The 26,124-nt window shown below is 64.6% G+C and carries 28 protein-coding genes; 10 read left to right on the top strand and 18 right to left on the bottom strand.

The window, feature by feature from the left end:
- The first annotated feature begins 7 nt into the window (after positions 1-7).
- The 3 genes from LB533_RS06685 to LB533_RS06695 are packed head-to-tail and all read left to right on the top strand — an operon-like array spanning position 8 to position 1,867.
- A complete protein-coding gene (locus LB533_RS06685) occupies positions 8-337 on the top strand; it encodes an L-rhamnose mutarotase (RefSeq protein WP_224676937.1) in 330 nt (109 codons plus the stop codon).
- Complete coding sequence (locus tag LB533_RS06690) at positions 330-1,406, top strand: Gfo/Idh/MocA family protein (protein WP_224676938.1); 1,077 nt, start codon at positions 330-332, stop codon at positions 1,404-1,406. The genes LB533_RS06685 and LB533_RS06690 overlap by 8 nt, the downstream gene beginning before the upstream one ends.
- Positions 1,407-1,414: 8 nt before the next feature.
- Positions 1,415-1,867, top strand: a complete 453-nt coding sequence (locus tag LB533_RS06695) for a MaoC/PaaZ C-terminal domain-containing protein (RefSeq protein ID WP_224676939.1) — start codon at positions 1,415-1,417, stop codon at positions 1,865-1,867.
- 107 nt (positions 1,868-1,974) lie between these two features.
- Here the strand turns inward: LB533_RS06695 and LB533_RS06700 are convergent, their stop codons facing one another.
- The 7 genes from LB533_RS06700 to LB533_RS06730 are packed head-to-tail and all read right to left on the bottom strand — an operon-like array spanning position 1,975 to position 8,021.
- Positions 1,975-2,256 (bottom strand): UxaA family hydrolase, encoded by a 282-nt coding sequence (locus LB533_RS06700; protein WP_140497576.1) that lies wholly within the window; start codon positions 2,254-2,256, stop codon positions 1,975-1,977.
- A complete protein-coding gene (locus tag LB533_RS06705; RefSeq protein WP_224676940.1) occupies positions 2,253-3,152 on the bottom strand; it encodes an NAD(P)-dependent oxidoreductase in 900 nt (299 codons plus the stop codon). Before LB533_RS06705 ends, LB533_RS06700 begins: the two co-directional genes overlap by 4 nt.
- A gap of 57 nt (positions 3,153-3,209) precedes the next feature.
- A complete protein-coding gene (locus LB533_RS06710; RefSeq protein WP_140638448.1) occupies positions 3,210-4,442 on the bottom strand; it encodes an ABC transporter substrate-binding protein in 1,233 nt (410 codons plus the stop codon).
- Positions 4,443-4,466: 24 nt separating this feature from the next.
- The gene (locus LB533_RS06715; protein WP_224676941.1) at positions 4,467-5,273 is read right to left on the bottom strand and encodes an ABC transporter ATP-binding protein; all 807 of its coding nucleotides are present in this window, start codon (positions 5,271-5,273) and stop codon (positions 4,467-4,469) included.
- Positions 5,270-6,022 carry an ABC transporter permease gene (locus tag LB533_RS06720; protein ID WP_140638446.1) on the bottom strand — a complete coding sequence of 251 codons (753 nt, stop codon included), beginning with the start codon at positions 6,020-6,022 and terminating at the stop codon, positions 5,270-5,272. Before LB533_RS06720 ends, LB533_RS06715 begins: the two co-directional genes overlap by 4 nt.
- Entirely contained in the window at positions 6,019-6,828 is an 810-nt protein-coding gene (locus LB533_RS06725) for an ABC transporter permease (RefSeq protein WP_140638445.1), read from the bottom strand. The genes LB533_RS06720 and LB533_RS06725 overlap by 4 nt, the downstream gene beginning before the upstream one ends.
- Positions 6,825-8,021 carry a UxaA family hydrolase gene (locus LB533_RS06730; RefSeq protein ID WP_140638444.1) on the bottom strand — a complete coding sequence of 399 codons (1,197 nt, stop codon included), beginning with the start codon at positions 8,019-8,021 and terminating at the stop codon, positions 6,825-6,827. The genes LB533_RS06725 and LB533_RS06730 overlap by 4 nt, the downstream gene beginning before the upstream one ends.
- A 141-nt stretch (positions 8,022-8,162) precedes the next feature.
- On the opposite strand from LB533_RS06730, the gene LB533_RS06735 reads away from it, so the two are divergent.
- Both LB533_RS06735 and LB533_RS06740 read left to right on the top strand, forming a co-directional pair.
- Positions 8,163-8,822, top strand: coding sequence for a GntR family transcriptional regulator (locus tag LB533_RS06735; RefSeq protein WP_140638443.1), 660 nt, complete (start codon positions 8,163-8,165; stop codon positions 8,820-8,822).
- On the top strand, positions 8,819-9,694 hold the full coding sequence (locus tag LB533_RS06740; RefSeq protein WP_140638442.1) for an SMP-30/gluconolactonase/LRE family protein: 876 nt from the start codon (positions 8,819-8,821) through the stop codon (positions 9,692-9,694). The genes LB533_RS06735 and LB533_RS06740 overlap by 4 nt, the downstream gene beginning before the upstream one ends.
- Positions 9,695-9,700: 6 nt before the next feature.
- On the opposite strand, the gene LB533_RS06745 is transcribed toward LB533_RS06740, so the two are convergent.
- Together LB533_RS06745 and LB533_RS06750 are read right to left on the bottom strand one after the other, a co-directional pair.
- Complete coding sequence (locus LB533_RS06745; RefSeq protein ID WP_224556942.1) at positions 9,701-10,534, bottom strand: SDR family NAD(P)-dependent oxidoreductase; 834 nt, start codon at positions 10,532-10,534, stop codon at positions 9,701-9,703.
- Positions 10,535-10,729: 195 nt separating this feature from the next.
- Positions 10,730-11,410 (bottom strand): GntR family transcriptional regulator, encoded by a 681-nt coding sequence (locus LB533_RS06750; protein WP_224556915.1) that lies wholly within the window; start codon positions 11,408-11,410, stop codon positions 10,730-10,732.
- Between the two features lie 349 nt (positions 11,411-11,759).
- On the opposite strand from LB533_RS06750, the gene hutH reads away from it, so the two are divergent.
- Positions 11,760-13,154 carry an HAL/PAL/TAL family ammonia-lyase gene (gene hutH, locus LB533_RS06755; RefSeq protein WP_411970877.1) on the top strand — a complete coding sequence of 465 codons (1,395 nt, stop codon included), beginning with the start codon at positions 11,760-11,762 and terminating at the stop codon, positions 13,152-13,154.
- 26 nt (positions 13,155-13,180) lie between these two features.
- Here hutH and LB533_RS06760 read toward each other — a convergent pair whose 3' ends face one another.
- The 6 genes from LB533_RS06760 to LB533_RS06785 form a co-directional block, all read right to left on the bottom strand.
- Positions 13,181-13,861 carry an aspartyl/asparaginyl beta-hydroxylase domain-containing protein gene (locus tag LB533_RS06760; RefSeq protein ID WP_140638439.1) on the bottom strand — a complete coding sequence of 227 codons (681 nt, stop codon included), beginning with the start codon at positions 13,859-13,861 and terminating at the stop codon, positions 13,181-13,183.
- Positions 13,862-13,994: 133 nt separating this feature from the next.
- Positions 13,995-14,210: a KTSC domain-containing protein gene (locus LB533_RS06765; protein ID WP_140638438.1), complete on the bottom strand. Its 216-nt coding sequence runs from the start codon at positions 14,208-14,210 to the stop codon at positions 13,995-13,997.
- A gap of 165 nt (positions 14,211-14,375) precedes the next feature.
- Entirely contained in the window at positions 14,376-15,314 is a 939-nt protein-coding gene (locus tag LB533_RS06770) for a sugar ABC transporter substrate-binding protein (protein ID WP_140638437.1), read from the bottom strand.
- Positions 15,315-15,328: 14 nt separating this feature from the next.
- A complete protein-coding gene (locus tag LB533_RS06775) occupies positions 15,329-16,324 on the bottom strand; it encodes an ABC transporter permease (RefSeq protein ID WP_224676992.1) in 996 nt (331 codons plus the stop codon).
- Positions 16,324-17,322, bottom strand: coding sequence for an ABC transporter permease (locus tag LB533_RS06780; protein ID WP_181169289.1), 999 nt, complete (start codon positions 17,320-17,322; stop codon positions 16,324-16,326). The genes LB533_RS06775 and LB533_RS06780 overlap by 1 nt, the downstream gene beginning before the upstream one ends.
- Entirely contained in the window at positions 17,319-18,821 is a 1,503-nt protein-coding gene (locus LB533_RS06785) for a sugar ABC transporter ATP-binding protein (RefSeq protein WP_140638436.1), read from the bottom strand. The genes LB533_RS06780 and LB533_RS06785 overlap by 4 nt, the downstream gene beginning before the upstream one ends.
- 313 nt (positions 18,822-19,134) lie before the next feature.
- Between LB533_RS06785 and LB533_RS06790 the strand changes: the two genes are divergently transcribed.
- The 3 genes from LB533_RS06790 to LB533_RS06800 all read left to right on the top strand — a co-directional run bounded on the left by LB533_RS06790 (position 19,135) and on the right by LB533_RS06800 (position 22,321).
- Entirely contained in the window at positions 19,135-19,809 is a 675-nt protein-coding gene (locus LB533_RS06790; protein ID WP_140562356.1) for a GntR family transcriptional regulator, read from the top strand.
- Between the two features lie 193 nt (positions 19,810-20,002).
- On the top strand, positions 20,003-21,514 hold the full coding sequence (locus tag LB533_RS06795) for a UxaA family hydrolase (RefSeq protein WP_140638435.1): 1,512 nt from the start codon (positions 20,003-20,005) through the stop codon (positions 21,512-21,514).
- Positions 21,515-21,574: 60 nt separating this feature from the next.
- Positions 21,575-22,321, top strand: a complete 747-nt coding sequence (locus tag LB533_RS06800; RefSeq protein WP_140638434.1) for an SDR family NAD(P)-dependent oxidoreductase — start codon at positions 21,575-21,577, stop codon at positions 22,319-22,321.
- 61 nt (positions 22,322-22,382) lie between these two features.
- Here the strand turns inward: LB533_RS06800 and LB533_RS06805 are convergent, their stop codons facing one another.
- On the bottom strand, positions 22,383-22,910 hold the full coding sequence (locus LB533_RS06805; protein ID WP_140638433.1) for a hypothetical protein: 528 nt from the start codon (positions 22,908-22,910) through the stop codon (positions 22,383-22,385).
- A gap of 77 nt (positions 22,911-22,987) precedes the next feature.
- Between LB533_RS06805 and LB533_RS06810 the strand changes: the two genes are divergently transcribed.
- Positions 22,988-23,923, top strand: coding sequence for a LysR family transcriptional regulator (locus LB533_RS06810; protein ID WP_140638432.1), 936 nt, complete (start codon positions 22,988-22,990; stop codon positions 23,921-23,923).
- Positions 23,924-23,926: 3 nt separating this feature from the next.
- Here the strand turns inward: LB533_RS06810 and LB533_RS06815 are convergent, their stop codons facing one another.
- Positions 23,927-24,997 (bottom strand): tartrate dehydrogenase, encoded by a 1,071-nt coding sequence (locus tag LB533_RS06815; RefSeq protein WP_140638431.1) that lies wholly within the window; start codon positions 24,995-24,997, stop codon positions 23,927-23,929.
- Positions 24,984-26,075: an isocitrate/isopropylmalate dehydrogenase family protein gene (locus LB533_RS06820; protein ID WP_140638430.1), complete on the bottom strand. Its 1,092-nt coding sequence runs from the start codon at positions 26,073-26,075 to the stop codon at positions 24,984-24,986. The genes LB533_RS06815 and LB533_RS06820 overlap by 14 nt, the downstream gene beginning before the upstream one ends.
- Positions 26,076-26,124: the final 49 nt, after the last annotated feature.

Raw genomic sequence — 26,124 nt, forward strand, 5'->3', positions numbered from 1 at the left:
AACGAACATGCAGCGGATGGGAATGGTTCTGGGACTGAAGCCGGGAAAAGTCGAGGAGTATGTGCGTCTCCATGCCGCCGTCTGGCCCGACGTGCTGACCATGATCTCGGCCTGCAACATCAAGAACTATTCGATCTATCTGAAGCGGCCGGAGAATCTGCTGTTTGCCTATTTCGAATACCATGGCACCGACTATGCCGCCGACATGGCCAAGATGGCGGCAGACCCGAAGACGCAGGAATGGTGGGCCGTGTGCATGCCTTGCCAGGAGCCGCTGGCGACCCGCAAGGAGGGCGAATGGTGGGCTTCGATGGACGAGGTCTTCCATCATGACTGAAGGCGGTTTCGACCCTGCCTCACTCATCCAGTCCTGGCCCAAGCCCACAAAACCCCGGCCAGTCGTCACCTTCGGCGCCGGATCGATTGTCGGCGATGCCCATTTTCCCGCCTACCGGAAGGCCGGATTTCCGATTGCCGGCCTCTATGATCCGGACCGGGCCAAGGCGCGGACCCTGGCCGAGAAATGGGGTGTCACCGCATTCCGCTCCGTGGAAGAAGCCGCCGGAATCAACGATGCGATCTTCGATCTGGCGACACCGCCCGGTCGGCATGCCGAGATCCTGAAGGCGCTTCCCGAGGGGGCGGTCGCGCTGATCCAGAAGCCGATGGGCAACGATCTCGGCGAGGCAACCGAAATCCTCGAAATCTCCCGCGCCAGGAAGCTCAAGGCTGCGGTGAATTTCCAATTGCGTTTCGCGCCGATGATGCTGGCGCTCAAGGATGCCATCGCCAAGGGATGGCTCGGCGAGATCGTCGACTTCGACGCCTGGCTGGCGCTGGCGACACCTTGGGAACTGTGGGAATTCCTGCTCAAGGCGCCGCGTGTCGAGATCGCGATGCATTCGATCCACTATCTGGACCTCGTCAGGCAATTGCTGGGCGACCCCAAAGGGGTGCACGCCAAGACGCTCGGCCATCCCAATCACAAGATGGCGCAGACGCGCACCAGCGCCATCCTCGACTATGGCGACACCGTGCGCTGCGCGCTGTCGATCAACCATGACCACAAGTTCGGGCGCCGGCACCAGGCCTGCGAATTCCGCATCTGCGGCACCGAGGGCGCGGCCTATCTCAAACTCGGCCTCAATCTCGACTATCCCCGCGGCGAACAGGATGTCCTGGAAATATACCCGAAAGGCGGGACGGATTGGATTGCCGTGCCGCTCGCCGGCGAATGGTTCCCCGATGCCTTTGTCGGGCGCATGGCCAACATCCAGCGCTTTGCTTGCGGAGAAGACGACGAGCTGGTCAGCTCGGTCGAGGACGCCTGGAGCACGATGGCACTGGTGGAAGCCGCCTATAAATCGAGCGCGGCGCCGGCAACGCCGCTGGCCGAAAAGCCGTAAGGCAGGACATGGAACAGATAATTTATTTCGAAGACTACGAGATCGGCTCCTCGCGGCTGACCAGCGGCCGCACCATTACCGAGACCGATTTCGTCGTCCATGCCGGCCACACCGGCGATTTCTTCCCGCACCACATGGACGCCGAGTTCATGAAGACGACGCCGTTCGGCCAGCGCATCGCGCACGGCACGCTGGTGTTCTCGGTCGGCATCGGACTGACGGCAAGCGTCGTCAATCCCGTCGCATTCTCCTATGGCTATGACCGGTTGCGTTTCATCAAGCCGGTGTTCATCGGCGACACGATCCGCACGCGCACCACCATCGCAGCCAAAGAGGACGATCCGAAGCGGCCGGCCGCGGGCCGGGTGATCGAACGCTGCGAGGTGATCAACCAGCGCGACGAAGTGGTATTGGCCGCGGATCACATCTACATCGTCGAACGCAGGCCGGCGCAGGGTTGAAGCTCAACAAGCGGCTATGAGCCGCCGGTGGCGCGCGCGGTGATGCGTTCCAGCCCAAGCAGCCAGGTCAGCGACGCTGACCGAGCCGATCATTCACCGTTTACCTGTCAGCGTCCGCGCAGGCTTTGCAGATTGTGCACGTGGACGTGGTCGCCGGCCGCCACGGCAGCCGTCAGGCGGCCGATCGCCTCGCCGTATTTGCGTATGGTGGAGCCGGCGGCCAGGTCGTGCAACGCCAGCTTATGACCGGCTTGCAACGCGGCGCCGGCCTTGAGGACAACCCCCTCGCGGGCGCCTCGCGTCGTCACTTCGGCGCCTGCCTCGACCGGTTCGACGAGGACAGCCACGTCGTCGTCAGCGTGCAGCACTATGGCTCCAGGCTTGGTCATGCGCCGGCAAGCCGGACCTGGACGCCGGTCGCGTCTTCGCGCAACTTCAGCACGGCGCCGACATCCTTGCCGGCCATGCCGGCGTCCATCGCCTCCCTGAGCACGGCGAGCGTGGCGCCCCCGACCGGCGTCTCGACGCCGAGCGCATCGTTCATCGCCAGGGCAAGCCGGCAATCCTTGTGGGCAAGCTTGACCATGAAGCCTGGCTCGAAGTCGCCCTTGAGCGCGCGATTGTGCATCGCCACCGCCAATTGCTGGTTCCAGGCCATCGTCGTCTTCAGCACGCTGATCATGGTGTCGAGCGTCAGGCCCGCCTTGGCGCCGGCGACCAGCGCCTCGGAGCTGGCCGTGATCAGCACGCTGGCCAGCAGGTTGTTGGTGAGCTTCATTGCCTGCCCCATGCCGAGCCCGCCGCAATGGATGAGGTCGGCCCCCATGCTCGACAGGATCGGGCGCGCGCGCTCCAGCACGGCCGTATCGCCGCCGATCATCAGCGTCGAGGTTCCGGCGATGGCATGCTCCACCGTCTTGCCGACCGGGCTGTCGATCATGTCGACGCCGCGTTGCGCCAGCCATGCGCCGATGCGCTGGGTGGTCTGCGGGTCGATCGTGCTCATGTCGATATAGAGGCTGCCGGCCCTGAGGCCATGCCCGATGCCGTCCGCACCGAGCACGGCGGCCTCCACATCAGGCGCATCCGGCAGCATGGTGATGACGATTTCCGATTGCTGCGCAACCTCGCGCGGCGACGCCGCCGCCCGGGCGCCGGCGTCGACGAGTTTTTTCACCGCCACGGGGTTGAGGTCGAAGACCGTCAGCGCATGTCCTGCCTTGAGCACGTTGCAGGCCATGGGTGCGCCCATGGTTCCAAGTCCGACAAAACCGACTGACGTCATGGATCAACTTCCTTCCCTGAATGACTCTGCTGCGAATGCGCGTGCCGCCCGAACTCCTCAGGACGGCACTTTCCACTGGTCTAGCTGCCATGCCGGGAGGCCACGCAGATCCTTGGCATTCTTGTCGGTGAAGCCGCTTTCGTCCGGCACCTTGCCCGTGCCCTCATAGGCTTTCTGAAGCAGCGGCGCCGCTTTGCCGAAGGCGGCCTTGACCTGGTCCCAGCTCAGCGCCTCAGGAATCATCTTGCCGGCAACCATGAACTGGGAGATCTGGCTGATCGCCGCCGCATCACCTTCGGTCGGCCAGATCCAGCCGCGCTGGAAAAGCACCTCGTCGCCGATGACCTTGGCGCCCAGCGCGGGATCGAGCCCCCAATATTTGACAACCGACTGCGAGATTTCCCGCGGGTCAATCTTCTGGAGATCGGCAAGCGCGCGTTGCGCGGCCGTCAGGAAGGCCTGGCCGAGCGCGGCATCGTCGCCGACGATGCGATCGCTGCAGATCCAGAAGGAGCGATGCAGATAGTAGCCGTCGGGGTAGAATTTCGACTTTTTGACGCCGGGCAGCATGTGACCCTCGCCCTCGCCCGCGGGTCCGCTGTAGCCGGCCTCGGTATAGCCGAACGAATTCATGATCCCGGTTAGGCCGGTTTCGGCATTCGCCTTCAGGAAGGCCGGGTAGATCACCACCGACGCGTCCATGCCCTCCGGCAGGGATGCGGCAACGGCCTGGGTCGGCGTGTTGACGATGTTGATGCCGAAGGCGCGCGGGTCGGCGTCGCCCAGTTCCTGCAGCAGCATTTGCGAGAGTGCGTTGTAGGGGTCGCCGCCGACAAGCGCCCCGACGGTCTTGCCCTTGAGGTCGCCGATGTTCTTGATGGCGGAGCCCTTGCGGGTCGCCAGCACCATGCGCATGTGGCCCTCGCCGACGGTGAGAATGTTGATCGGCTGCGCCTGCGAAAGCAGCCGCACGATCGGCGTGTTGCCCCACATGCCGATGTCGAGATCGCCGGAGACGAAAGCTTCCACCATCGGCAGCGCGGAGGGATAGTCGCGCCAGTCGACTGTCAGGTCGTAGCCGAGTTCGGCGGCCGCCTTCTCCAGCAGCTTTTCGTTGATCATGCGTTGCGTCAGCGGCGAGTTGCCGGCGGCGTAAGGCTGGCGGCCGATTGAGACCTTGGCCGGCTTGCGATCCTGCGCCCGCCCGATCGATGGCATGGCCAGCGCGGCGGCCGCGGCGCCACTCAGGACTGCGCGTCGGTTGAATGCGGTTTCCAGAAGTTTCCTCATGACAATCCTCTCCCTGTTGTCGCTTCAGTTCATCGTTGCGCGATAAGCCTCTTCGCGGATCAGTTCCCAGATCGATTGGCTGAGCCTGGCGAAATCGCCGGAGCGCCGCGTCTCGTCGCCGCGCGGCCTGGGCAGGTCGATGTCGATGACCTGCTTCAGGCGGCCCGGATGGCTGCTGAGCACCGCGACCCGGTCGGCCAGGAACACCGCCTCGTCTATGGCGTGCGTGATGAAGACGACCGTCCGCCGCTCGGCAGCGGGGCGGTCCTGCCCCCAGATGCGCAGCAATTCGTCTTGCAGGATGACGCGGGTCTGCGCGTCCAGCGCCGCCAGCGGCTCGTCCATCAGCAGGATTTCCGGCTCGTTCGCCATCAGGCGCGCCAGTGCCACCCGCTGGCGCATGCCGCCCGACAGTTGGTGCGGGTACTTGTCCTCGGAGCCGGTCAGGCCGACCATTTCGACGGTGCGGTTGACGCGGTCGGCGCGCTGCGCGGGCGAAAGCCCTCGCCCGGCCGGCCCATAGACCAATCCGAACTCGACATTGCCGCGCACGGTGCGCCAGGGAAACAGGGCATAGTCCTGGAACATCACGCCGCGTTCGGCCCCCGGTCCTTCGATCGGCCTGCCGTTCAGGCTCATCGTGCCCGACGTCGGCCTGTCGAGGCCGGCGAGCATGTTGAGAACGGTCGTCTTGCCGCATCCGGACGGGCCGACGATAGCCATGAACTCGCCGGCCCTGATGTCCAGCGAGAGGCTGTCGACCGCCACCACGGAGGCGGATCCCCCGAAGGATTTGCTGACGCCGTCGAGGCGGATCTTGGCATCGCTCATGGCTGGCTCCACGGCACGGCGAAGGCGAGTGCGGCACGCAGGATGCGGTCGAGCGCGAAGGCCACGATGCCGACCGCGATCATGCAGACCACCATGCCGTTGAGGTTGATCGAGTAGGCGTAGAAGACGAACATCATCTGGCCGATGCCGCCGCTGCTGCCGGACTTGGCGCCGACCGCAAGCTCGGCGGCAATGATCGCCGTCCAGGCGATGCCGAGACCGATGCGCATGCCGACCAGAATGGATGGCAAGGCGGCGGGCAGCAGCACCACCCGCATCCGCGTCAGCGGCGCCAGCCCCATGGTCAGCGCGGCGCGCATCAGACTGGGCTCGATACGCTTCACGCCCGAGATGGTGTTGATCAGGATCGGGAAGAAAGCGGCATAGGCAACGATGGCGACCGCTGCCCCGGAACCCGAGCCCAACCAGAGGATAACCAGGGGCAAGATGGCAAGTGCCGCTATCGGCCGGAAGGTCTCGACCAGCGGATCGAGATTGCGCTCGACGGCCGGCATGCTGCCCATGGCGATGCCAAGCGGGATCGCCAGCAGCGCGGCCGCCGCGAAGCCGACGAAGACCCGTCCCAGGCTGGTGGCGAGACCGGCCGCGAGATCACCGTCGCGCAGCATGGAAATGGCCGTTTCGGCCACCGTGCTGGGGCGTGGCGCCTGGGCGGAGCCGGAGGCGAGAGCTTCCCAGACGACCAGCAGCAGCACGGGAACGACGAGGCGAAGCGCCAGCCTTTTCATCGCGCTGCCTCCGTCCGCGCCCACGGGGTCAAGACATCCGAGAGCCAGCGCAACCCCTTGTCCGTCAGGAAGCCGAGCAGGCCGATGGTGACGATGAAAGCCATCACCGTCGGCGTCGACAGCATGCTGCGGTAGTATTCGATGGCGTAGCCGAGGCCGTTCGGTGCCCCTACCAGTTCGGCAGCGACGACGGCGGTCCACGAGGCCGCCACCGCAAGCCGCGCCGAGACCAGGATCGCCGGCAGCGCGGCCGGAACGATGACGCGCCGCATGATCGCCCGCCCGGACAGGCCCATCGTGCTCGCCGCTGCGACGAGCCGCCTGTCGACGGCGGCGGCGCCCGCGGCGGTGCCGACCAGCAGCGGGAAGAAGGCGGTATAGAACATGATGAACAGCGGCAGCCGGTGGCCGATGCCGAAGATGTAGAGCGCAAGCGGTATCCAGGCGATGCCGGCTATCGGCCGCAGGATCTCCACCGGCAGTTCGAGCAGATCATTCCAGAGCCGGCTGCGGCCCATCAGCAGCCCGAGCGGCACCGCCACCGCGGCGGCCGCCGCGACGCTTGCCAGCAGCCGGACAAGGCTGATCCCTGCATTGCCGAGCAGTTCGCCGTTGAGGGCCGTATCGCGCAGCGCAAGCGCAACCGCGACCGGTGACGGCAAGAGCAGCTTCGAAGGGACGAAGAACGATGCGACATACCAGGCGATGACGAACAGGCCCATCGTGCGCAAATACACGAACAGGCTGGTCAGGCGCGCAAAGCGCAGTGTCCTTTGGCCGGCATCGTTCGAGGAGATAGCCGTCACAACGAGCCTCGCACGCGGGTCGGAACTTCGAGCCCTTCTCCCAAAATCTCGCCGAAGGTGAGCGTGCCGCCGGCGACATCAAGGATGGTCGCCAGCAGCCGGTTTGCCGCTTCGGCGACGGTTTCAGTCCCCTCCGAAACCGGGCTGGCGTCGAAATCGATCTGCTCAGGCAGCCGGCGGGCCGTCTCGCGCCGCGCCGTGATTTTGATCGTCGGCGCGAGTGCGCTCGCGGTGCTGTTGCCTGGTCCGGTTGTGAACAGCATGATCTGGGCACCGGCCGCGGCGAACCCTGTCATCGATTCCGGCGAGAAGGACGGGCCGTCCATGAGGTAGAGGCCGCCGGCGGTGACCGGCTCGGCCATGCCGAGCACGCCATCGATGCGGCAAGTTCCTGTCTTGGCCAGGGCGCCGAGCGACTTCTCCTCGATCGTGCTCAACCCGCCGCGTATATTCTCCTCGCCCGGATTGTTGCCGGTCAGGCTGTGGCCGGACGCGGCGGCGAAGCCTTCCTTGCGCTCCACAGCCTGCAGGATCTGTCGTGCCACCGTTGCATCGCGGGCGCGCGCCGCGAGTATATGTTCTGCTCCCAGCCACTCGACGGTCTCACCGACAATGACGGTGCCGCCATGCGCAACCAGAAGATCGACCGCGGCCCCCACGACCGGATTGCTGACCAGACCCGAGGTCGCGTCGGAATGGCCGCATTCGATGCCGACCACCAGCTGCGCGCCGGGCAAGGTCTCGCGCCGGATTCGCGAAGCCTCGCGCAGCAGCGCCGCGCCGCGCCTGATGCCCTCGCCCATGACCGACAGCATGTCTTCATGCTGCTCGGCGAAGGAAACGCTGGCGACCGGCTTGCCGCAAGCCGAAATGCGGGCCGCGACCATCTCGGTCGTCGCCGAATCCACTCCGACCACCAGAACGGCGGCGGCGTTCGGATTGCGGCCGAGACCGACAAGTTGATCAAGGTGTAGACCGAGGTCCGGCTCGATGTGCCCCCTGCCCGCGCTCGTCGCGGCCAGAAGCGCGCCTTCGAGACCCGCCGCGATCCGCTCGCTGACACGCAGCGCCAGACCATTGATGCACAGGATCAGCACATAATTGCGGATTCCGGCGCGGCCATCGACCCGCCTGTAGCCACTGAATGGCGGCAGGCCGTCGATTTTCCCGGCACCGGAGGCAGGCAGTGGCATTGGCGTTTCCAAACCGTCGCGAGCGTGGCAATCTTTTCAAATCTCAATATTTGATCAAATGTCGCCTTGGCAAGGGCCAAATTGACTTCTTTCGATCGCCGTGCGAGCAATATTTGCTCAAATCAGGGTAGGCTTGGATGCATGGCGCGTATTCCCGACGTTCAGAAGCTTCTTCGTGACGACATCGTTTCCGGAGCCATTCCATTCGGGGCAAGGCTGAGGATCGACGATCTCGCCGGCCGTTATGGCGTAAGTCACATGCCGGTGCGCGAGGCCTTGCGCGCCTTGAGCGGCACCGGACTTGTCGTGCTGGAACCCAATCGCGGCGCCAGCGTCAGGACGGTCCACATGTCGTTTGTGATCGACCTGTTCGATATCCGCAGCGCCGTCGAAACGATGCTGGCGCGGCGCGCCAGCGAACGGCGCACCGCCGAGCATCTGCGCGACCTGAAGGCCGCGCAGGACATGCTGGAGGAAAGGGTGGCCAGCGACGACTTCCTTGCCGTCCCGCATGCCAACAACATCTTTCATGGCGTCATCAACGAGGCGGCCGGCAATCCGGGCGCGCTGTCGATGGTGGACCGCAACTGGCTGCTTGTGGCGGCGATCTGGCAACGCTACGGCTATGACGAGGGGCGCTTCCATGGCGTCATCGACGATCACCGCCATATCATCCGGGCCATAGAGCGCCAGGATGCCGGCTCGGCGGCGACCTTGATGGGCGCGCATATCGAAAAGGCCAAACACGACCTCCTGGCGCGCATCGCCGTCGATCCCAAACCCGATATCGGCCGGCAATGACGGCCCGGTTCGAGGTCGCGGCGTCAACGGCCGACACGCTCGGCGAATCGCCGACATGGCTGGCGCGGGACGGAGAGCTGTTCTGGGTCGATCTACGGCGTCCTTGCCTGCACAGGCTGCGGCCCGAGACCGGAGCGGTGACATCGTGGCCGATGCCTGAGGTCATCGGCTCGGTGGTTGCACGAGCATCGGGCGGAGTCGTCGTGGCCTTGCGGCAAGGTCTCCACGCATTCGATCCCGCCAGCGGCGCACTGAGCCTGCTGGCGCGCGTGGAGGATGGGCCGCCCGAGCATCGGCTGAACGACATGAAGTGCGATCCCGGCGGCGGCATAGTCTGCGGCAGCATGTGGGACTATGGGCTGCATGCGTCCGGGGCGCTTTACCGGATCAACGCCGCCGGAAGTTCGGGCCGGATTCGCGACGGGATCGCCGTGCCCAATGCGATCGCCTTTGCCCCGGACGGCAGCACCGTCTACTTCACGGATACACGGCAAGGCGACATAGAGCGGGCGGGTTTCGACCCGGCGAGCGGACTTGTGGGGCCGTGGTCCCTGTTCGCCGACCGGCACGCGGCGCCTGGAAAGCCCGACGGCGCCACCGTCGATGCGGACGGCTTCCTGTGGAATGCGCGCTACCAGGGAGGCTCGCTGGCGCGGTTCGCGCCCGATGGCCGACTCGACAGGCTGGTCCCTCTGCCAGTCACCCAGCCGACCTCCTGCGCCTTCGGCGGCCCGGGCCTGAAGACACTGTACGTGACCACCGCGACGCAGAAACTGACGGAAGATCAACTGGCCAACGAGCCCTTGGCGGGTTGCCTGCTTGCACTCGACGTCGGCGTGGCCGGACTGCCGGAGCCGGCTTTCGCCGGTTAATCTCGGCTATTGCCAGCCGAGATGGCGGCCACCCGTCGCCTGCAGGTCCGCCCCGGTGATGAAGCTGCCGGCATCGGAGCAAAGCAGCAACGCCGCTCCCGCCATCTCGCGTGCCTCGCCGGCCCGCTGCATCGGCGCGGACCCCCTCTGGATCTCCGCCCATTTGGCCGCGTCCTCGCGGCGCCACCGATTACGCTCGGTAACGACAAGCCCGGGCGACAGGTTGTTGATCGTCACCCCGTGTGGCGCATAATCCTTGGCAAGGTTGAACGACAGATTGTGCTGCGCGCTCTTCAGCGCGGCATAGACGGCGAGATCGGATTCGGGCCGCGTCTGGTTGATGCTGCCGATCGTCAACACACGGCCCCAGCCATTGTCCTTCATGCCGGGCAAGGCGGCCTGCAGCAGTTCGATCGTCGCCTTGAAGTTGATCTGGATCTGGTGCTCGATCTGCTCGGCGGGAAGGTCGAGGAACGGCGTGCGGTACTGGATCGAGGCGCAGACGACAAGCACGTCGACACCACCCAACGCTTCGATCGCCGCCTGGACACATCGGGCCGCCTCTCCGGCCCGAGCGAAATCAGCATCGATGGCGACGCCGCGCCTGCCCTTCCCGCGAATTTCACGGACAGCTTCGGCGGCCGCATCCGGCTGCCCGAATGCCACGTCGGCGGCGCGAGCGAAATGGACGGCCACATCGGCGCCCGCCTCGGCAAAAACCCGCACGATCTCACGGCCGATGCTGACGCTGCCGCCGGTCACCAAGGCGCGCCGGCCGGCCATCGTGAAACGTTTGGCAAGAGCCAGCGCATTCTGGATGTCGATCTCTTCCTTTTGCACCGTCAATGGCCCAGCCTTTCCAATTTGATCATTCTTCTCATCGGAAGGCTCTTCAAAACCCATTTCCGGGAAAAAATCTAGAACCAATTCGTCTATTTGATCAAATCTGAGCGCAACTGAAAAGCAGCTTGGTTGACGGCAACTGCTAGGCGCAAGGCGTACAGCCCGTCACGCATCCATTGGATTTGACAAGTTCTAAGGTTTTCGCGACAGACCGTCGCCTTCTATGGCGTTAACCAATGTCTCGCTGCCTTGGCGCAGATGCTGCGTCAAAACGCTGACGGCCTTGCCGGCGTCGCGTCGCCGGCAAGCGGCCAAGAGGTCGCGATGGTCCGTCTGCGAGCGGGCGCGGTAGTCGAGGTTCGACAACAGGATACGGACGTAGCGGTCGGCCGCATTATGGTGCGCCTCGATCAGGCCGAGCAACCGGCGATTGCCGCATGCGTCATAAAGCGCCAGATGGAAGGCCCGGTTCAGCACGCCCCACCTGCCGACATTGCGCTCGGCATCGATCTGATCGAGCACCTGTTCGGCCTCGTCCAGCTTGCCGCCGGGCAGGCCGGGAATGGAGAGCCGCAGTGCCTCGCACTCGAGCAGTTCGCGCACGGCATAGATCTCCCGGATCTCGTCGCCGTCCATCCTGGCGACGTGCGCACCCTTTGTCGGGTGGATGGATATGATGCCTTCGGCCTCGAGCTGACGAAGAGCGTCCCGGATTGGCATCCGGCTGAAGCCAAACTGCTCGGCCAGATCATCCTGGCGCAACGTCGTGCCGGCCTTCAGGGCCCCGCTGGCAATGGCCTCGCGCAAGACATTGGCGACCTGCTCGGCAACCGTTTGCGGCCTCTCGATCAAGCCTTCGCCAAATCCGCGCAATCCATGCCCCCATTTCACGCATCGTCAGTTTAGGGGAAAGCTTCATTCTCGGATATAGGTATCCATGTGTACGAGAAGAGTGGCAGGCCCGGCCGTGATGCGCCGGCATAGACGCGGGATCCCGCGGCGAAACCCTTCGGAACGGGAATGGCTTGCAGTTTGGCCCGCGGAAACAGCAAAACTGGCAGCCGCCAGCCGCATGCGGTCAGGCGGGCGCGGCATTAGCGGCAGCGATCACGGGGCAGGATATGACACTCAGAATGGTAGTGCTTGACGGCAAGCCGCTCAGTGCGGCTGATGTGGCGAGGTCGCACGGCGCAACGCCCGCCTTGAGTTGGGCGGTCAGGCGATGCGCCGCATCCGCGAGAGCCATGCGCTCATCGAGCATCTCACGCAACTTGGCAAGCCCATATATGGCGTCACCACCGGTCTCGGTGCGTGCGTGGATACTCCGCTTGCGCAGGCCGATCTGATCGCGTTCCAGCATAGCGTACCGCTCAGCCACAGTATGGGCATCGGCCCCGCCCTTCCGACAGAGGCCGTGCGGGCGCTTATGGCCGCAAGGATTTCAGGCATGGCGGCCGGCGGCACCGGCACCTCCGAACGTGTGGTCATGGGCCTTGTGGCGGCACTCAACGCCGGGGTTCATCCGGTGATCCCCAGTTGGGGATCGATCGGGGCGGCGGACCTTGCCGCTCTCGGGCATATGGCGAGGGCACTGCGCGGCGACGGCGAAGCGGAGTTCCAGGGCAAGATCATGCCGTCCGCCGAGGCGCTGGCTCTCGCCGGGCTCGAACCACTCAACCTGCGCGAAAAGGACGGCCACGCCATCATCGTCGCGAACAGCCTTTCGACCGGAACAGCATGCCTGTGCCTGGAAGATGTCGCCCATCTCATCGACTGGTCGCTGGCTGCCGTGGGCCTCAATTATGAGGCTTTCCGCTCATCCCTCAGCGCAATCAGCGAGGAGGCGCTCTCAGCCCGTCCGGCATTCGGCCAGCGCGAGATCGGCGCGCGTCTGCGGGCGGAACTGGCGGGAAGCGGCCTGTGGGAGGACAACGCCGCGCGGCGTCTCCAGGACCCGCTCAGCTATCGCTGCGTGCCGCAGGTGTGGGGCGGCCTGCTGCATGTGTTCGAACAGGCGAAGCTGGCGACGGAGATCGAACTGGCCCATTCGGGCGACAACCCGGTTATCCTGCCGGAGATCGAGCGGGTCGTCTCGAACGGCAATTTCGACCTGACGGCGATGACGCTGGCCTGGGAACAGCTCGGCCAGGCGCTTGCGCATTGCGCGGTCGGCACAGCCAACCGTTGCATGAAGCTGATGTCGCCGATAACGGCGGAGCTGCCGCGCTTCCTGTCGGCCAGGGGTGGGAGCCGTCAGGGCTACGCGGAGCTGCAGAAACCGCTTGCCGCCCTGGAAGTCGAGATCCGGCACCTCGCCAACCCGATGTCGCTCAGCCCGCTTGCCGTTTCGGACGGCATCGAGGATCAGTCGTCGATGGCCCCGCGCGTGGTGGCCAAGACAGCCGAAATCGTCGAGCGGCTGCGTTATCTCGTTGCGATGGAACTGATCTTTGCGGCTACGGGGGTGGAATTGCGCGGTGTCGTCGACAGCATGGGCGACGGGCCGCAGCGCACCTTCGCCGCCGTGCGCTCCCTTGTCAGCCCGCTTGACGATGACCGCGAAATGAGCACGGACATGACACGGATCGCACGGATGGTGGCGGGCCCACGCGACTGACGCGCCAAGGCGCTCGGGCCTTCCCCTCACGCAGAAAAGGACACGCCTCTGCGGCGCATGCCTGCCTGCACGCCGTGGACGATCAGCCGTGACAGGATTTCCATGTCGGGCGGCATTCGTGGACGCCAGATATCCAAAAGCAGGGCTACGCGAGGCTTGTCGGCGTCGTTTGTCACTTCGTGAGGGAACGTGTCGTCCCACAACAGACACTCGCCGTCGGCGATCCGCCTCTCCTGATGATTGATCATCATGACCGTCGCCGGACGACCATCTGCCTGTCGAGGGATCACCAAGCCGAGATGGAACCTCATTATGCCCCTGAAAGGGCCGCGATGGCTGGGAATGTGCTTGCCCGGAGCCAGGAAGGAGATCGCCGCCGATTTCACCTCAGGGCATTCTGCAAGCAGCCGGTCGAGGACCGGCATCCGCGCCAGGTTTTGCGGAACCGCGATATCGTAAGCCTTGAGCACGAACATACGCCAGTCGCGACCGTCATTGGCCGAGATGTCGGCCTGTTCAGGCATGATGTCGTGGAAGCGGGGCGCCTTGCCCACGGCAAGCGCTTCGTCGCGGATGGCCTGCCAGGCGGCCGTGAACTTGGTGGCGTTTGGAAATTCGCTGGCGGTGTCGAGGATCGCCGGCGCGTCGATGCGCTTTTCGTAGATCCGCCGCACCAGACCGGATGCAAGATCGTAAACTTGAGACATTTCATGGCCTCGAGGACATCATGAAACGAATATCCGGCAATTAAGTTGCTGATCTTGTTCGGCGTATGCCTGTCAGCACGAATTCGTGACAGGCGAACAGTCCCGCAATCCCGCGCTTTGCCGCTGGCGTGCGTCAGCGTTCAGGGGCGCGTTCGACCAGACGAAACCTGTACCGATCCCGTATGAATTCATTGAAGAAGCGCCCCTTGGACAAGGCGGCTTTGAAGGCAGCGTAGGTCTCGGGCTCCACGTCGTCGTAGTCATAGCGGTTTCCGCTCGGTACGAACCAGACCGAAAGCACCCTGGTGGCGGGATGGTACTGCGTGCTGCGGATGGCCGTAGAAGGCATTGGCGTTCTCCCGGATGGATAATCCGGGGCGCAAACGGAAGTTCCAACTGTGCCGGGCGACCCTGGCCGACAGGCCTTTCCATTCGGGAGCAGCGCAGCCGGATCGTCCGTCCGCGCCAGAAGATGAAGGAGCCGGCCCGGTTCTGGCGAGCCCGCCCCAGGGGATCAGAACGCCGGCTCGACCGCGTTGACATTGTCCTTGGTGACGACCGTCAGCGGGATCGGCAAACGGTCCTTGACCTCCTTGCCGTCCATGATCTCCGCCATGGTGTTGATGGCCAGGCGGCCGTCCTCGACCGGCGACTGCACGATGGTGGAGTACATTTCGTTGGTGCGGATCGATTCGAACGCGTCCTTCTGGCCGTTGATGCCGACGATCGGCGGTGCCGCCTTGGACGGATTGGCCTCCTTCCAGGCGTCGATGAAGCCGCGCGCCATGGTGTCGTCATTGGCATAGACGCCGCTGATCTGGTCGCCGAAACGGGTGATCAGGTCGCGGCTGACCACCAGCGCCTTCTGCTGGTCGAAATCGGCATTGACCGTATCGAGCACCTTGATGTCGGCATTCGTTTCCTTGAGACGGTCGGTGAAGCCGCCCACGCGGCCGATCGTCGTGCCGTTGCCGGCCTGGCCGGCGATGATGACGACGGAACCCTTGCCACCCAGCGCCTTGCTGAGCGAGTCGGCCGCAAGCTTGCCTTCCTCGTAGACGTCGGGCCCGGTGAACGACTTGATGAATGGCTTGGCATCGTCGCTCATCGGCGAGTTGATGAGGATCGCGGGAATGTTCGCCTGCTGTGCGCGGGCGAGGCCCGGTATGTAGGCCTGCGGGTCGAGCGGCCACAGGATGATGCCGTCAACCTTGCGCGCGACGCAGGTGTTGAGCTGCTCGGTGCCCTTCTGGACGTCGAAATCCTGGCTGAGGCTCAGGATCTCGATGCCGAGTTCGCCGGCGCGCGCCTGGAGCGCCTTGTTGGCCGGCGTCGCATAGGCATGCGAATCCGCGGCCGTGACGTAGCAGACCGTCTTTGCACTGGCCCAGCCCGTCGAGGCCAATATTACCGCCATGGCGGTAATGTGGAGCATGCTTTTCTTGCCAACCATAGGTTTCCTCCCGATCATGTATTTCCTCCTTGAGTGATTGGATTGTCGCCATTGAGCGCGGGTCCTGTGCCCGGCGCCCTCCTCTTGGTAGTCACGGCCCGATCGAGCACGACGAGCAGGATCAGGATAAGCCCCGACACGACCTGCTGGACGTATGCGGGAACGGATTGGAACTCCATCGCGATGGTCAGCGAGCCGATCGTCAGCACGCCGCCAAGCGTGCCGAGCGCGGATCCCTTGCCGCCTTCGAGGCGGGTTCCGCCGACCACGACCGCGGCAATGACGGCGACCGTCAGTTCCGAGCCGAAGACGGGCGAACCGGTGTTGGTGACGAGGCTCTGGAGAACGCCTGCGAGACCGGCGAGCGTGCCGGCGAAGACGAAGCCCAGAAAAACGATGCGGTCGGAGGCGATGCCGCTCTCCTTGGCCGCTGCCGCATTGGACCCCACTGCAAAGACATTTCGGCCCGGTATGGTACGCGTCAGCCAGACATGCAGCAGCACGATCAGAAGGATGAACAGCGCACTGCGGATGGTGAAGATTTCGAGATGGATCTTGGCGAACGCCAGCGAAAGCATGATGTCGGTGCCGGTCACCGGCTGGCTGTTGGTGATCCAATGCGCGAGCGAGCGGAAGATCAGCATCGTCGCCAGCGTCAGCACCAGCGAGTTCACCTTCAGCCCGACGACCAACGCGCCGTTGATGGCGCCTGCCAGCATGCCGACCAGGATACCGACAAGTGCGGCAGGCAGAATGCCGATCTCGCGCTGCAGGATTACCGACATGATCCCCGCCAGCGCGAACACCGCGCCGCCGGAGAGGTCGATCTGGCCGGCGACCAGAAGCACCGTAAGTCCAATGGCGATCAGGCCGATCGTCGCCGCCCGGTCGAGGCCGAGTCCGAGGGTCGATGCGGAGAAATAACCCGGAACCACCAGGGCGGAGATGATCAGCGTCAGGCCGAGGATGATCACCACCCTGTGCCGCGAGGCAAGCGCCAGGAAGCGCATCACGCCACCCCCCGCTTGCGCAATGCCACATCCATGCCGACGGCGCCGACGATCAGGATGCCGAGGACAAAACCCTGGATCGGCGTGCGCACGCCGTCGAGCACCATGACGTTGGTCAGAAGCTGCACGAAGACGAGCCCCGCGATCGCCCTCGGCACCGAGCCGAAACCGCCGATGATCGACACGCCGCCGACGACGACCGCGGTGATGGCGCTGAACTCGTAGCCGGCGCCGATCAGCGGCCGCGCGCTTTGCAAGGTCAGGCCCAGCAGGCCCCCGCTGACGCCCGAAGCCAGCGCCGTGATCACGAACGCACCGGCCTTCACCGCCTCCACCGGCACCGCGCTCGCCTCGGCGGCGCTGTAATTGCCGCCCGTGGCGAGCGTCCACCTGCCCCAGAAGGAGCGCGAGAGGACGAAATGCCCTATGAGAGCGATCAGCAGGAAAATCAGCACCACGACCGGGACGCCGAAGAGCCGGCCCTTGGCAAATTCGGCCGAAGCGGGATTGTTGCCATAGACGATGACGCCGCCGACGGCCGCCTGCACGATGCCCAGCCCGATGGTGCCGGTGCCGAGCGTGGCGATGATGGGATTGATACCGACATAGCCGACCAGCACGCCGTTGAGCAGGCCGATAAGGCCCGCAAGCGCCACCGCCAGGACGAAGGCAGGAACCGGCCCGATCATTGGCTGCAGCCCGAGCGAAAGGATGGCCCCGCAGGCGATGGCGGCCGGCACCGACAGGTCGGCCAAGCCGCCGGCCACGAGCACGAAAGTCATGCCGACGACGACGATGCCGACAATGGACATCGAGGTCAGGACGTTGAGCAGATTGCCTGTGGTGAAGAAGGCGGGGCTGACGAATGAGCCGTAGAGCATCACTGCAAGGATGGCAAAGCCGAGCCCCGCCTTGGACAGGACATCGGCAAGCCTGCTGCCACGCGTGAAGCGGTCATTGCGGGTCGCCCCGCTGGTCTCCATGGCCGCATCAGTCATGCCGCCTCCTCCCCCGTCGCCAGCGCCATGATGCGCTCCTCGCTCAGTTCGGCGCGGGCGAGCGGCTCCGATGCGCGGCCGTCGCGCATCACCACGACGCGATCGCAGACGCCGAGGATTTCGGGCAGTTCCGACGAGATCATCACCACCGCCATGCCGTCGGCCACGAGCCGGCCGATGATGCTGTGGATCTCGGCCTTGGCGCCGACGTCGACGCCGCGCGTCGGCTCGTCGAGGATGAGCACGGAGGGCTTGGCCGCGAGCCATTTGGCGATGACCGCCTTCTGCTGGTTACCCCCCGACAACAGGTTGATGCGCCGCTCCCCGTCGGGCGGCGAAATAGAGAACTGCTTCACATAGGTCGCCGCCAGCGAACGGTCGGCGCTGCGCCTGATGCGGCCGAAGCTGGTCAGACGCCGCAATATCGGCAGGCTGATGTTCTCGCGGACCGACATGCCCGGAACGATGCCGTCACCCTTGCGGTCCTCGGGGACGTAGGCGATCCCGGCTCGCACCGCCTCGGAAGGAGAGTTGATGGCGACCTTGCGCCCGTTGACGCTGACCGTTCCCTCCACCAGCCGCGACAGGCCGAAAATGGCGCGTGCTACCTCGGTGCGACCCGCCCCGACCAGTCCGGTCAAGCCCAGTATCTCCCCAGCGCGCACATCGAAGCTGACATCGCGGAAATGCGCCCCGTCGCCGATGCGCTCGACACGCAGCACGGACTTGCCGATCGCGGCCGGGCTTTTCGGGAACACGTTGGCGACCTCGCGGCCAACCATCAGCCTGATCATTTCGGCCGCGGTTATGCCGTCGATCGGACGGGTCTCGATCATTGAGCCGTCGCGCAGCACGGTCACTTCGTCGGCGATCTCGAGAACTTCCTTCAGCCTATGGCTGATGTAGACGATGGCGATGCCGTCATCGCGCATCTTGCGAAGAATCCGGAACAGCGCCGCGGTTTCGTGCTCGCTCAGGCTCGATGTCGGCTCGTCCAGCACGATGATCCTGGGCTGCGCCGCATAGGCCTTGCCGATCTCGACCAGTTGCTGCTGGCTGATCGACAGGTCGCCGACCCGCGCGCGCGGGTCGATGGCCGCGCCCAGCTCGTCGAGGACGGCGGCGGCCTTCCCGACCATTTCGCCCTTGCGCAGCCAGCTCCATTTGCCGGGCATGCGGCCGAGATAGACGTTCTCCGCGACGGTCAGGTCGGGAACAAGATTGATCTCCTGGTGCACCATGCGGATGCCGAGCGCCTGGGCGTCGGCGGGACGCCGCATGCGCACTTCGGCGCCGCCGACGAGGATCGTGCCGGCGGTCGGAGCGTAGGATCCGTTGAGCACCTTCATCAGCGTCGACTTGCCGGCGCCATTCTCGCCGACGACCGCATGAACGGTGCCGAACCGGATGGCGAAATTGACGTTCGACAGGGCCTTCACGCCGGGAAAAGTCTTGGAGATGCCTCTCATGTCCAGGGCACAATCGGCGGCGGCACTCATCTAGGCTTGGTCCTCCCTGGTAGCATGCGGTCGGCGGCGTTATGTTAGTATAATGGTCTTCCAGGCGCAGTTCGGCCCACCCGAGCAGGCCCAAAGGCCCTTTCAGCGCATCCGCACCAGACACCTCATCATAGGCTGAAAATCACGCTACTGGCGGCACTATTGCACTAATATAATAGTTCTGGCAAGCTGGATCTGACCGCTCCCGTGACTGGCGTCGGATCGCAACGAGCCCCGCGTCGCATGCAGGTGCATTCCGTTTGACATTCGAATAATTTTGCCATTTCAGGTGGGACGAACGATGGGATTTTCCATGGATCTAGATCCTTCGACCCTCAATCGAGCCCTCCCGCTGCGCGACCAGATATACAACAAGATCCGCAACATGATCGTCGTCGGACGGCTGAAACCGGGTGAGGTCATCAATGAGATCGCCATTGCCGAAGCGCTGGGTGTCTCGCGCACGCCCGTGCGCGAGGCGGTCAAGCGCATCAGCGACGAAGGGCTCGTCAAGATCCTGGCGCAGACCGGCACCTACGTTGCTCCCATCAGCCGGGCCGACCTCGAGGAAGCCTATGTCATCCGGCGCGCATTGGAGATGGAGAGCGCCAGGCGCGCCGCCGCCAAGCTGACGCCGGCTGCCAGTGAATTGCTGGAAGACAACATGGCCGCGCATAAGCTCGCCATAGCGCGCGGCAGGTACGCCACAGCGATTCAACTCGACGACGTCTTTCACCGCACCATCGCCGAAATATGCGGCCTGCCGATGATCTGGCGCGCCGTCGACATCTCCAAGGCGCAGATGGACCGCGGCCGCTATCTCGCCATTCCGAAGCCCGGCTATGGCGAGCAGACGATCGAGCAGCACGAGGCCATTCTGGACGCGCTGAAGCGTCACGACGCGGAGGGCGCCGCACAGGCGATGGAGCATCACCTCGAGACGTCATTTCGCAACACGCTCGAAGTCGCCGCCGAGCTTCTCGACTGACGACCTCGACTGAGCGCTGAGACGGGCGGCGCAGGTTCCAGGTCCATTCAGCGTCGGCCTGTGACCTGCCATCCGGCCGGTTTGCCGAGGCCCGGTGAGCCGTGTTCGCAGCTTGACCGTTGACATTCTATTATATTAGTATTCCGATCCATTCGGCGGCATTGTGCCGGCGGGGGCTTTTTCAGAGTTTGTAATGGCGCGGTTCATCCAGCTTTCGCATGCCGACAACATCCTTCTGGCGGTCGATCCGTTGAAGATCGGCGACAAGGCAGGCGACGTGCCCGCCAAGGCGCGCATACCGCGCGGACACAAAATGGCGATATGCGACATCGCTCCGGACGAGCCGGTCGTGAAATACGGACAGACCATCGGATTCGCCCGCGGGCCGATCGCCGCCGGCGATTGGGTTCACGAGCACAATGTGTATTTGCGCAATTTCGAACGCGACTATCTGTTCGGCACCAACGCCAGGCAAACACCCGTCTTCCCTGAAGCCGAGCGCGCGACCTTCATGGGTTACCGCAGGCCGAGCGGCAAGGTCGGGACGCGCAACTTCATCGCTGTCCTGACCTCGGTGAATTGTTCGGCCAGTGTCGCCCGCTTCATCGTGGAAGAGGTCAACCGCTGCGGCATCCTGCGCGACTATCCCAATGTCGACGGCGTGATCTCACTCGTCCATGGCACCGGCTGCGGCATCGACACCAAGGGCCCCGCTTACGACCTCCTGAAGCGCACGCAGTGGGGCTTTGCCACGAATCCCAATGTCGGCGGCGTGCTGATGGTCGGGCTCGGCTGCGAGGCGTTCCAGATTCCGCGCTGGATGCAGTCCTACAATATCGAGGAGAGCACGACCTTCCGCACGATGACCATCCAGGAGACCGGCGGCACACGCAAGACGGTCGAGGCCGGGGTCAAGGCGATCCTCGATATGCTGTCCATCGTCAACGCCGCGCAAAGGACGCCGCAGCCGGCCTCCGAACTGGTGCTCGCGCTGCAATGCGGCGGGTCGGACGGCTATTCCGGCATCAGCGCCAATCCGGCGCTTGGCGCCGCGGTGGACCTGCTTGTCTCGCAAGGCGGCACGGCGGTGCTGTCCGAGACGCCGGAGATCTACGGCGCCGAACATCTGCTGACCATGCGCGCGGAAAACCGCGCGGTCGGCGAGAAGCTGATCGAGCGCATCCGCTGGTGGGAGGACTATACCGCCAAGCACGACATGGAGATGAACAACAACCCGTCTCCCGGCAACAAGCTCGGCGGGTTGACGACGATCCTGGAGAAGTCGCTCGGCGCGTCCGCCAAGGGCGGGACGACCAATCTGCGCGCGGTGCTGGAATATGCCGAACCGATCAACGAACGTGGCCTCGTCTTCATGGACACGCCGGGCTACGATCCGGTCTCGGCCACCGGCCAGGTCGCCGGCGGCGCGAACATATTGTGCTTCACCACGGGGCGGGGTTCGGCCTTCGGCTGCAAGCCGACGCCCTCGATCAAGCTTGCCTCCAATTCCTTCATCTTCGAGCAGATGCGCGAGGACATGGATATCAATTGCGGGGACATCCTCGACGGCGTCACGCTGGACGACAAAGGCCAGGAGATCTTCGCAGAGATCCTGCGCGTGGCATCGGGTGGGCGTACCAAATCGGAAACGCTGGGCTACGGCGACAATGAGTTCGTGCCCTGGAACCTCGGCGCTACCATGTAGCGACATCGCCCACCTGCAACGGGGCAACCTCAATTCTCTCAACCAGAAAGAACGCTCGGCATGAACAGGATCGATCTTGACGGCCAACACGCCGTGGTCACCGGAGGCGCGCAAGGCCTCGGCTTCGCGATGGCCAAACGTTTCGTCGCCTCCGGCGCGACGGTCACCTTATGGGACGTCGACGAGGCGCGCCTCGAAACGGCCAAGCGCGACCTTGGCAAGGCCGCCACGACCCTGGTCGTCGACATTGCGGATTGGGAGACGGTGGACGCCGCGCGGGCAAAAACCGAGGAGAGCGCCGGCAAAATCTCCATCCTGGTCAATTCCGCCGGCATTGCCGGTCCCGCCGCCCCGCTCGACAGCTACGACATAGCGACGTGGAAGAAGATCATCGACATCAACGTCAACGGCACCTTCTACGTCAACCGCGCCGTGGTGCCCGGGATGAAGGCGCGCAATTACGGGCGCATCGTCAACATCGCTTCCGTCGCTGGCAAGGAAGGCAACCCCAACGCCGCCGCCTATTCCGCTTCGAAGGCGGCGGTCATCGGCATGACCAAGTCGCTCGGCAAGGAACTGGCGCAGTATGACATTGCGGTCAACTGCATCTCGCCGGCCACCGCACAGACCCGAATCCTCGAACAACTCACGCCCGAGCACATCGAATACATGCGCTCGCGCATTCCACGCGGCCGTCTGCTGGAGGTCGACGAGGCCGCCGCCATGGTCGCCTGGCTCGTCTCGAAGGAAAACAGCTTCACCACCGCCTCGACCTTCGACCTGTCGGGCGGGCGCACGACCTATTAGTCGAATACCGCCGCGAAGCGTCTGCGCCGTGCGGCGCGCCGGTACACCGGCACTTGCTGCGTCACGGAGATGCGGCCGCGTCGCCGGCGAAGACTCGAGCTGCCTGGAGCTGGGGGCGCAGCATCAGGTAGAACGCGACGGCGTGCGTGATCATCAGCAGTGGGACATAGATTACGGGGATCGCGTATGCAGCGCCCAATTGCCCCGCCAGCTCAGGAAGACCGGCTTGGCTGCCGTGATAGTAGTCGACGGCGATATCGATCGTCCCCACGAGATTGAACGCGACGACGAACAACCAGAATAGCGGACGTATCCTCGTCGTCAAAAGCGCCAGCATGGCCAACACTCCGGTTGCAAAGTCGCCATAGGCGGCGAAGGTGGCGAAATCAGCCGGCAAATCGCGCCCGACGACGCCTGGAATGATGAAGACAAGCCCGAAGAAGCGAAAGCTGTGCAGCGTGGCGATGGCGCGTTGCGCCTCGACCAGGTTGACGGATCTGAGCCGGGGCAAGACATAGACGCCGACGCAGAGCAGCCAAGGCACGTAGCCTAGAGCGAGATGTAACAGGAAAATGGTTGCAGGCGACATATGGCCTCCCAAGAGATGCAAGGCGCAATCTACGCCCGCTTCCAGCGGTCGACTATTCGCGATAATATTGACGGGGCATGAAGCAGAACTTCACAATCCGGAAAGGTGCGCTCGACGGCGTGGAGGCGTTTCTCGGCGTCGCGCAACACCGCAATTTCCGAAAAGCGGCCGCGGAGCTCGGCGTCACGCCATCGGCGATCAGCCAGGCGGTGCGCGCGCTCGAGGTGCGCGTCGGCGCGGCGCTCTTCATGCGCACGACGCGCAGCGTCGGCCTGACCGAAGCCGGGGAACGGTTCCTTTCGCGCGCAAAGCCCGCTTTCGAGGAACTGGTCGCCGCAAGCGAGGTCGCACGTGAGCTTGGACAGCGGCCGACCGGGCTGTTGCGCCTCTCTGTGCCGCGCGCCGTGGTGCCGATCCTGCTGGAGCCGCTGGTGGCATCCTTTTGCCAGGCCTATCCCGAAATAGAGGTGGAGATCGCCGCAAGCGGTGAGTTGGTCGACCTCGCGGCCGAGGGGTTCGATGCCGGCATCCGGCTCGGCCAGTTCATCGCCGCCGACATGGTCGCGGTTCGGCTGACGCCGCCGTTCCCGCTCGTGGTCGTCGGCAGCCCTGGCTATCTGCGCCGGCAGAAGCGGCCGGAGCGCATCGACGATCTGCGTGGCCATGCCTGCCTGCGCATGCGCCGCTCCAATGGATCGATCGCGCCCTGGCCCTTCATCGACGGCAACAAGACGGTCGAGGCAATCGTCTCCGGGCCGCTGGTAGCGCATGACTACCCGACACTGCTTGGCGCGGCGATCCAAGGTGTCGGACTTGCACAGGTGCCTGGCCCTCTCACCGAGGGACCGATTGCCGATGGCCGGTTGCAAGCGTTGCTCACGCCCTTCGCCGTCACGACGCCTGGCGTTTTTCTGTATTATCCCGACAGACGCCAGGTCCTGCCCAAGCTGCGCGCTTTCATAGAGCATGTGAAATATCGGGGAACGGACGCCGAAGGCGCGCGCACGCCCTGAGGCCTAATTGGCGCGAAGGGCCGCAATCACCGCGGCGGTAACCTCGGCGGTGCTCGCGGTGCCGCCGAGATCGGGGCTGAGATATTCCGCCCGGTCCGTGACAATCTCGACCGCAACCATGAGGCGCCGCGCGGCGGCCTGCTCGCCGAGATGCTCAAGCATCAGGCTCGCCGTCCAGAACGATCCGAGCGGATTGGCAACACCCTTGCCGGTAATGTCGAAGGCCGAACCGTGGATCGGTTCGAACATGGACGGCCGGCTGCGCGAGGGGTCGATGTTCGACGTCGAGCCGATGCCGAGTGATCCGCCCAGCGCGGCGGCCAGGTCGGAGAGGATGTCGGCATGCAGGTTGGTCGCCAAAACCGTGTCGATGCTGCCGGGCTTGTTGACCATGCGCTGGGTCATGGCGTCCACCAGCATCCAGTCGACGCTGAGACCGGGATAGTCGCGAAGCACGCCGCGCACGACTTCGTCCCACAGCACCATGCCATGACGCTGCGCATTCGACTTGGTGACGACCGTCAGAAGCTTGCGGGGGCGCGACAGCGCAAGCTCGCAGGCGAAACGGGCGATGCGTTCTATCCCGGCGCGGGTAAAGACGGCGACATCCATGCCGACCTCGATAGGCAGTCCGCGATGCGCGCGACCGCCGACGCCGGCATATTCGCCTTCGCTGTTTTCGCGCACGATCACCCAGTCTATCTGCTTGCCGAGATCGGGCCGCAACGGGCCGGTCAGCCCGGGCAAGAGGCGCGTCGGCCGCACGTTGGCATACTGGTCGAACCCCTGGCAGATGGCCAGGCGCAGGCCCCAGAGGGTGACGTCGTCGGGAAGGTCCGGATCGCCGACCGAGCCGAAATAGATCGCATCGAAACCCTCCAATTGCCCGAGGCCGTCCTGCGGCATCATGCGGCCGTTGCGGCGATAATAGTCGGAGCCCCAGTCGAAGCGCTTGAAGTCGAAGGCCAGACCCGGCTCGACAGCGGTCAGGGCTTCCAGCACCTTCACGCCGGCCTCGACGACCTCCGGCCCGATACCGTCACCGCCGATGACGGCGATCCTATGCGAGGACATTTTCAGTTTCCTTCTCGATGGCAGCGACGATGGCGCTGGTCATTCCCTCGGTGTTGGTGGTTCCGCGTATGTCGCCGGTCCGCGTCTCGGGCCGCGCGAGCGCCGCAACAGTAGCCCCCGCCATCATGGAAGCCGCGCGAAGCGCCTCGGGAACGCCGCGGTTGTGGCCAAGCCATTGCAGCAGCATGCGGGTGGATTCGATCATCGCATAGGGATTGACGATACCCTTGCCGGCGATATCGGGCGCGGACCCGTGCGCCGCCTGCGCCATGGCTATGTCGCCTTCGCCGATACACAGGCCGGGCGCCATGCCGAGGCCGCCGACGAGGCCGGCGGCCTCGTCGCTCAGGATGTCGCCGAACATGTTGGTGGTGACGACGACATCGAATGTCTGTGGATCCCGCAACAGCCGCATGGCGAAGGTGTCCACGATCACCTCGTCGACAGCGACATCGGGGAATTGCTCGGCGGCCCGATAGCACTCTTCCACGAACATGCCGCAGCCAAGCTTGAACACGGTGTCCTTGTGAACGATCGTCAACTTCTTGCGCCTGGTTCTGGCAAGTTCGAGCGCCGCCTTGGCGACACGGTAGCTGCCGGCGCGGGTGATGACGCGAACCGAAATGGTCGTGTCGTGCGTTGGCCGGAATTCTCCGGAACCGGCAACGACATTGCGATCAGGCTGAAAGCCCTCGTTGTTTTCCCGCACGATGACGAGATCGACGTCGTCGAACAGCGCGCCGAGACCGGGAAAGGAGCGCGTCGGCCGGACATTGGCAAAAAGGCCGAAATGCTTGCGCAGGATCGGGTGCGGATTGATGGCGCCGGTCACCTTTGGATAGGCCCGATGTCCGATCGGCCCGAGTATGAAGCCGTCCAATGTCGAAAGCGTCTCGAGCGTGCCGTCAGGCATGGTCGATCCGTGCATGTCGAGCGCCGCGCGGCCGATCGGCATCGGGCGCCAGTCGATGTCGAGGCCGCTGCGCGCGGCGGCGGCCCTGGCGATGCGCACGGCGGCAGGCACGATTTCGTGCCCGATGTCGTCGCCGTTGAGGATACCGATCGTGAGATGGGCCATCGGCCGACCTTTCTGAATTGCCGGCCGCGGCTCTGCCGCCGCGGCCGCT

Source organism: Mesorhizobium sp. BR1-1-13 (genome assembly GCF_020165515.1).
GTDB lineage: Bacteria > Pseudomonadota > Alphaproteobacteria > Rhizobiales > Rhizobiaceae > Mesorhizobium.

Coding starts and splice junctions, on each gene's coding strand:
- LB533_RS06795 (WP_140638435.1), top strand. CDS start 20,003: ATGGCGCGGTTCATCCAGCTTTCGCATGCCGACAACATCCTTCTGGCG.
- LB533_RS06810 (WP_140638432.1), top strand. CDS start 22,988: ATGAAGCAGAACTTCACAATCCGGAAAGGTGCGCTCGACGGCGTGGAG.
- LB533_RS06730 (WP_140638444.1), bottom strand. CDS start 8,021: ATGCCACTGCCTGCCTCCGGTGCCGGGAAAATCGACGGCCTGCCGCCA.
- LB533_RS06785 (WP_140638436.1), bottom strand. CDS start 18,821: ATGAGTGCCGCCGCCGATTGTGCCCTGGACATGAGAGGCATCTCCAAG.
- LB533_RS06770 (WP_140638437.1), bottom strand. CDS start 15,314: ATGGTTGGCAAGAAAAGCATGCTCCACATTACCGCCATGGCGGTAATA.
- LB533_RS06690 (WP_224676938.1), top strand. CDS start 330: ATGACTGAAGGCGGTTTCGACCCTGCCTCACTCATCCAGTCCTGGCCC.
- LB533_RS06740 (WP_140638442.1), top strand. CDS start 8,819: ATGACGGCCCGGTTCGAGGTCGCGGCGTCAACGGCCGACACGCTCGGC.
- LB533_RS06735 (WP_140638443.1), top strand. CDS start 8,163: ATGGCGCGTATTCCCGACGTTCAGAAGCTTCTTCGTGACGACATCGTT.
- LB533_RS06790 (WP_140562356.1), top strand. CDS start 19,135: ATGGATCTAGATCCTTCGACCCTCAATCGAGCCCTCCCGCTGCGCGAC.
- LB533_RS06805 (WP_140638433.1), bottom strand. CDS start 22,910: ATGTCGCCTGCAACCATTTTCCTGTTACATCTCGCTCTAGGCTACGTG.
- LB533_RS06715 (WP_224676941.1), bottom strand. CDS start 5,273: ATGAGCGATGCCAAGATCCGCCTCGACGGCGTCAGCAAATCCTTCGGG.
- LB533_RS06705 (WP_224676940.1), bottom strand. CDS start 3,152: ATGACGTCAGTCGGTTTTGTCGGACTTGGAACCATGGGCGCACCCATG.
- LB533_RS06765 (WP_140638438.1), bottom strand. CDS start 14,210: ATGCCTTCTACGGCCATCCGCAGCACGCAGTACCATCCCGCCACCAGG.
- LB533_RS06685 (WP_224676937.1), top strand. CDS start 8: ATGCAGCGGATGGGAATGGTTCTGGGACTGAAGCCGGGAAAAGTCGAG.
- hutH (WP_411970877.1), top strand. CDS start 11,760: ATGCGCCGCATCCGCGAGAGCCATGCGCTCATCGAGCATCTCACGCAA.
- LB533_RS06700 (WP_140497576.1), bottom strand. CDS start 2,256: ATGACCAAGCCTGGAGCCATAGTGCTGCACGCTGACGACGACGTGGCT.
- LB533_RS06800 (WP_140638434.1), top strand. CDS start 21,575: ATGAACAGGATCGATCTTGACGGCCAACACGCCGTGGTCACCGGAGGC.
- LB533_RS06695 (WP_224676939.1), top strand. CDS start 1,415: ATGGAACAGATAATTTATTTCGAAGACTACGAGATCGGCTCCTCGCGG.
- LB533_RS06775 (WP_224676992.1), bottom strand. CDS start 16,324: ATGCGCTTCCTGGCGCTTGCCTCGCGGCACAGGGTGGTGATCATCCTC.
- LB533_RS06820 (WP_140638430.1), bottom strand. CDS start 26,075: ATGGCCCATCTCACGATCGGTATCCTCAACGGCGACGACATCGGGCAC.
- LB533_RS06815 (WP_140638431.1), bottom strand. CDS start 24,997: ATGTCCTCGCATAGGATCGCCGTCATCGGCGGTGACGGTATCGGGCCG.
- LB533_RS06780 (WP_181169289.1), bottom strand. CDS start 17,322: ATGACTGATGCGGCCATGGAGACCAGCGGGGCGACCCGCAATGACCGC.
- LB533_RS06710 (WP_140638448.1), bottom strand. CDS start 4,442: ATGAGGAAACTTCTGGAAACCGCATTCAACCGACGCGCAGTCCTGAGT.
- LB533_RS06720 (WP_140638446.1), bottom strand. CDS start 6,022: ATGAAAAGGCTGGCGCTTCGCCTCGTCGTTCCCGTGCTGCTGCTGGTC.
- LB533_RS06760 (WP_140638439.1), bottom strand. CDS start 13,861: ATGTCTCAAGTTTACGATCTTGCATCCGGTCTGGTGCGGCGGATCTAC.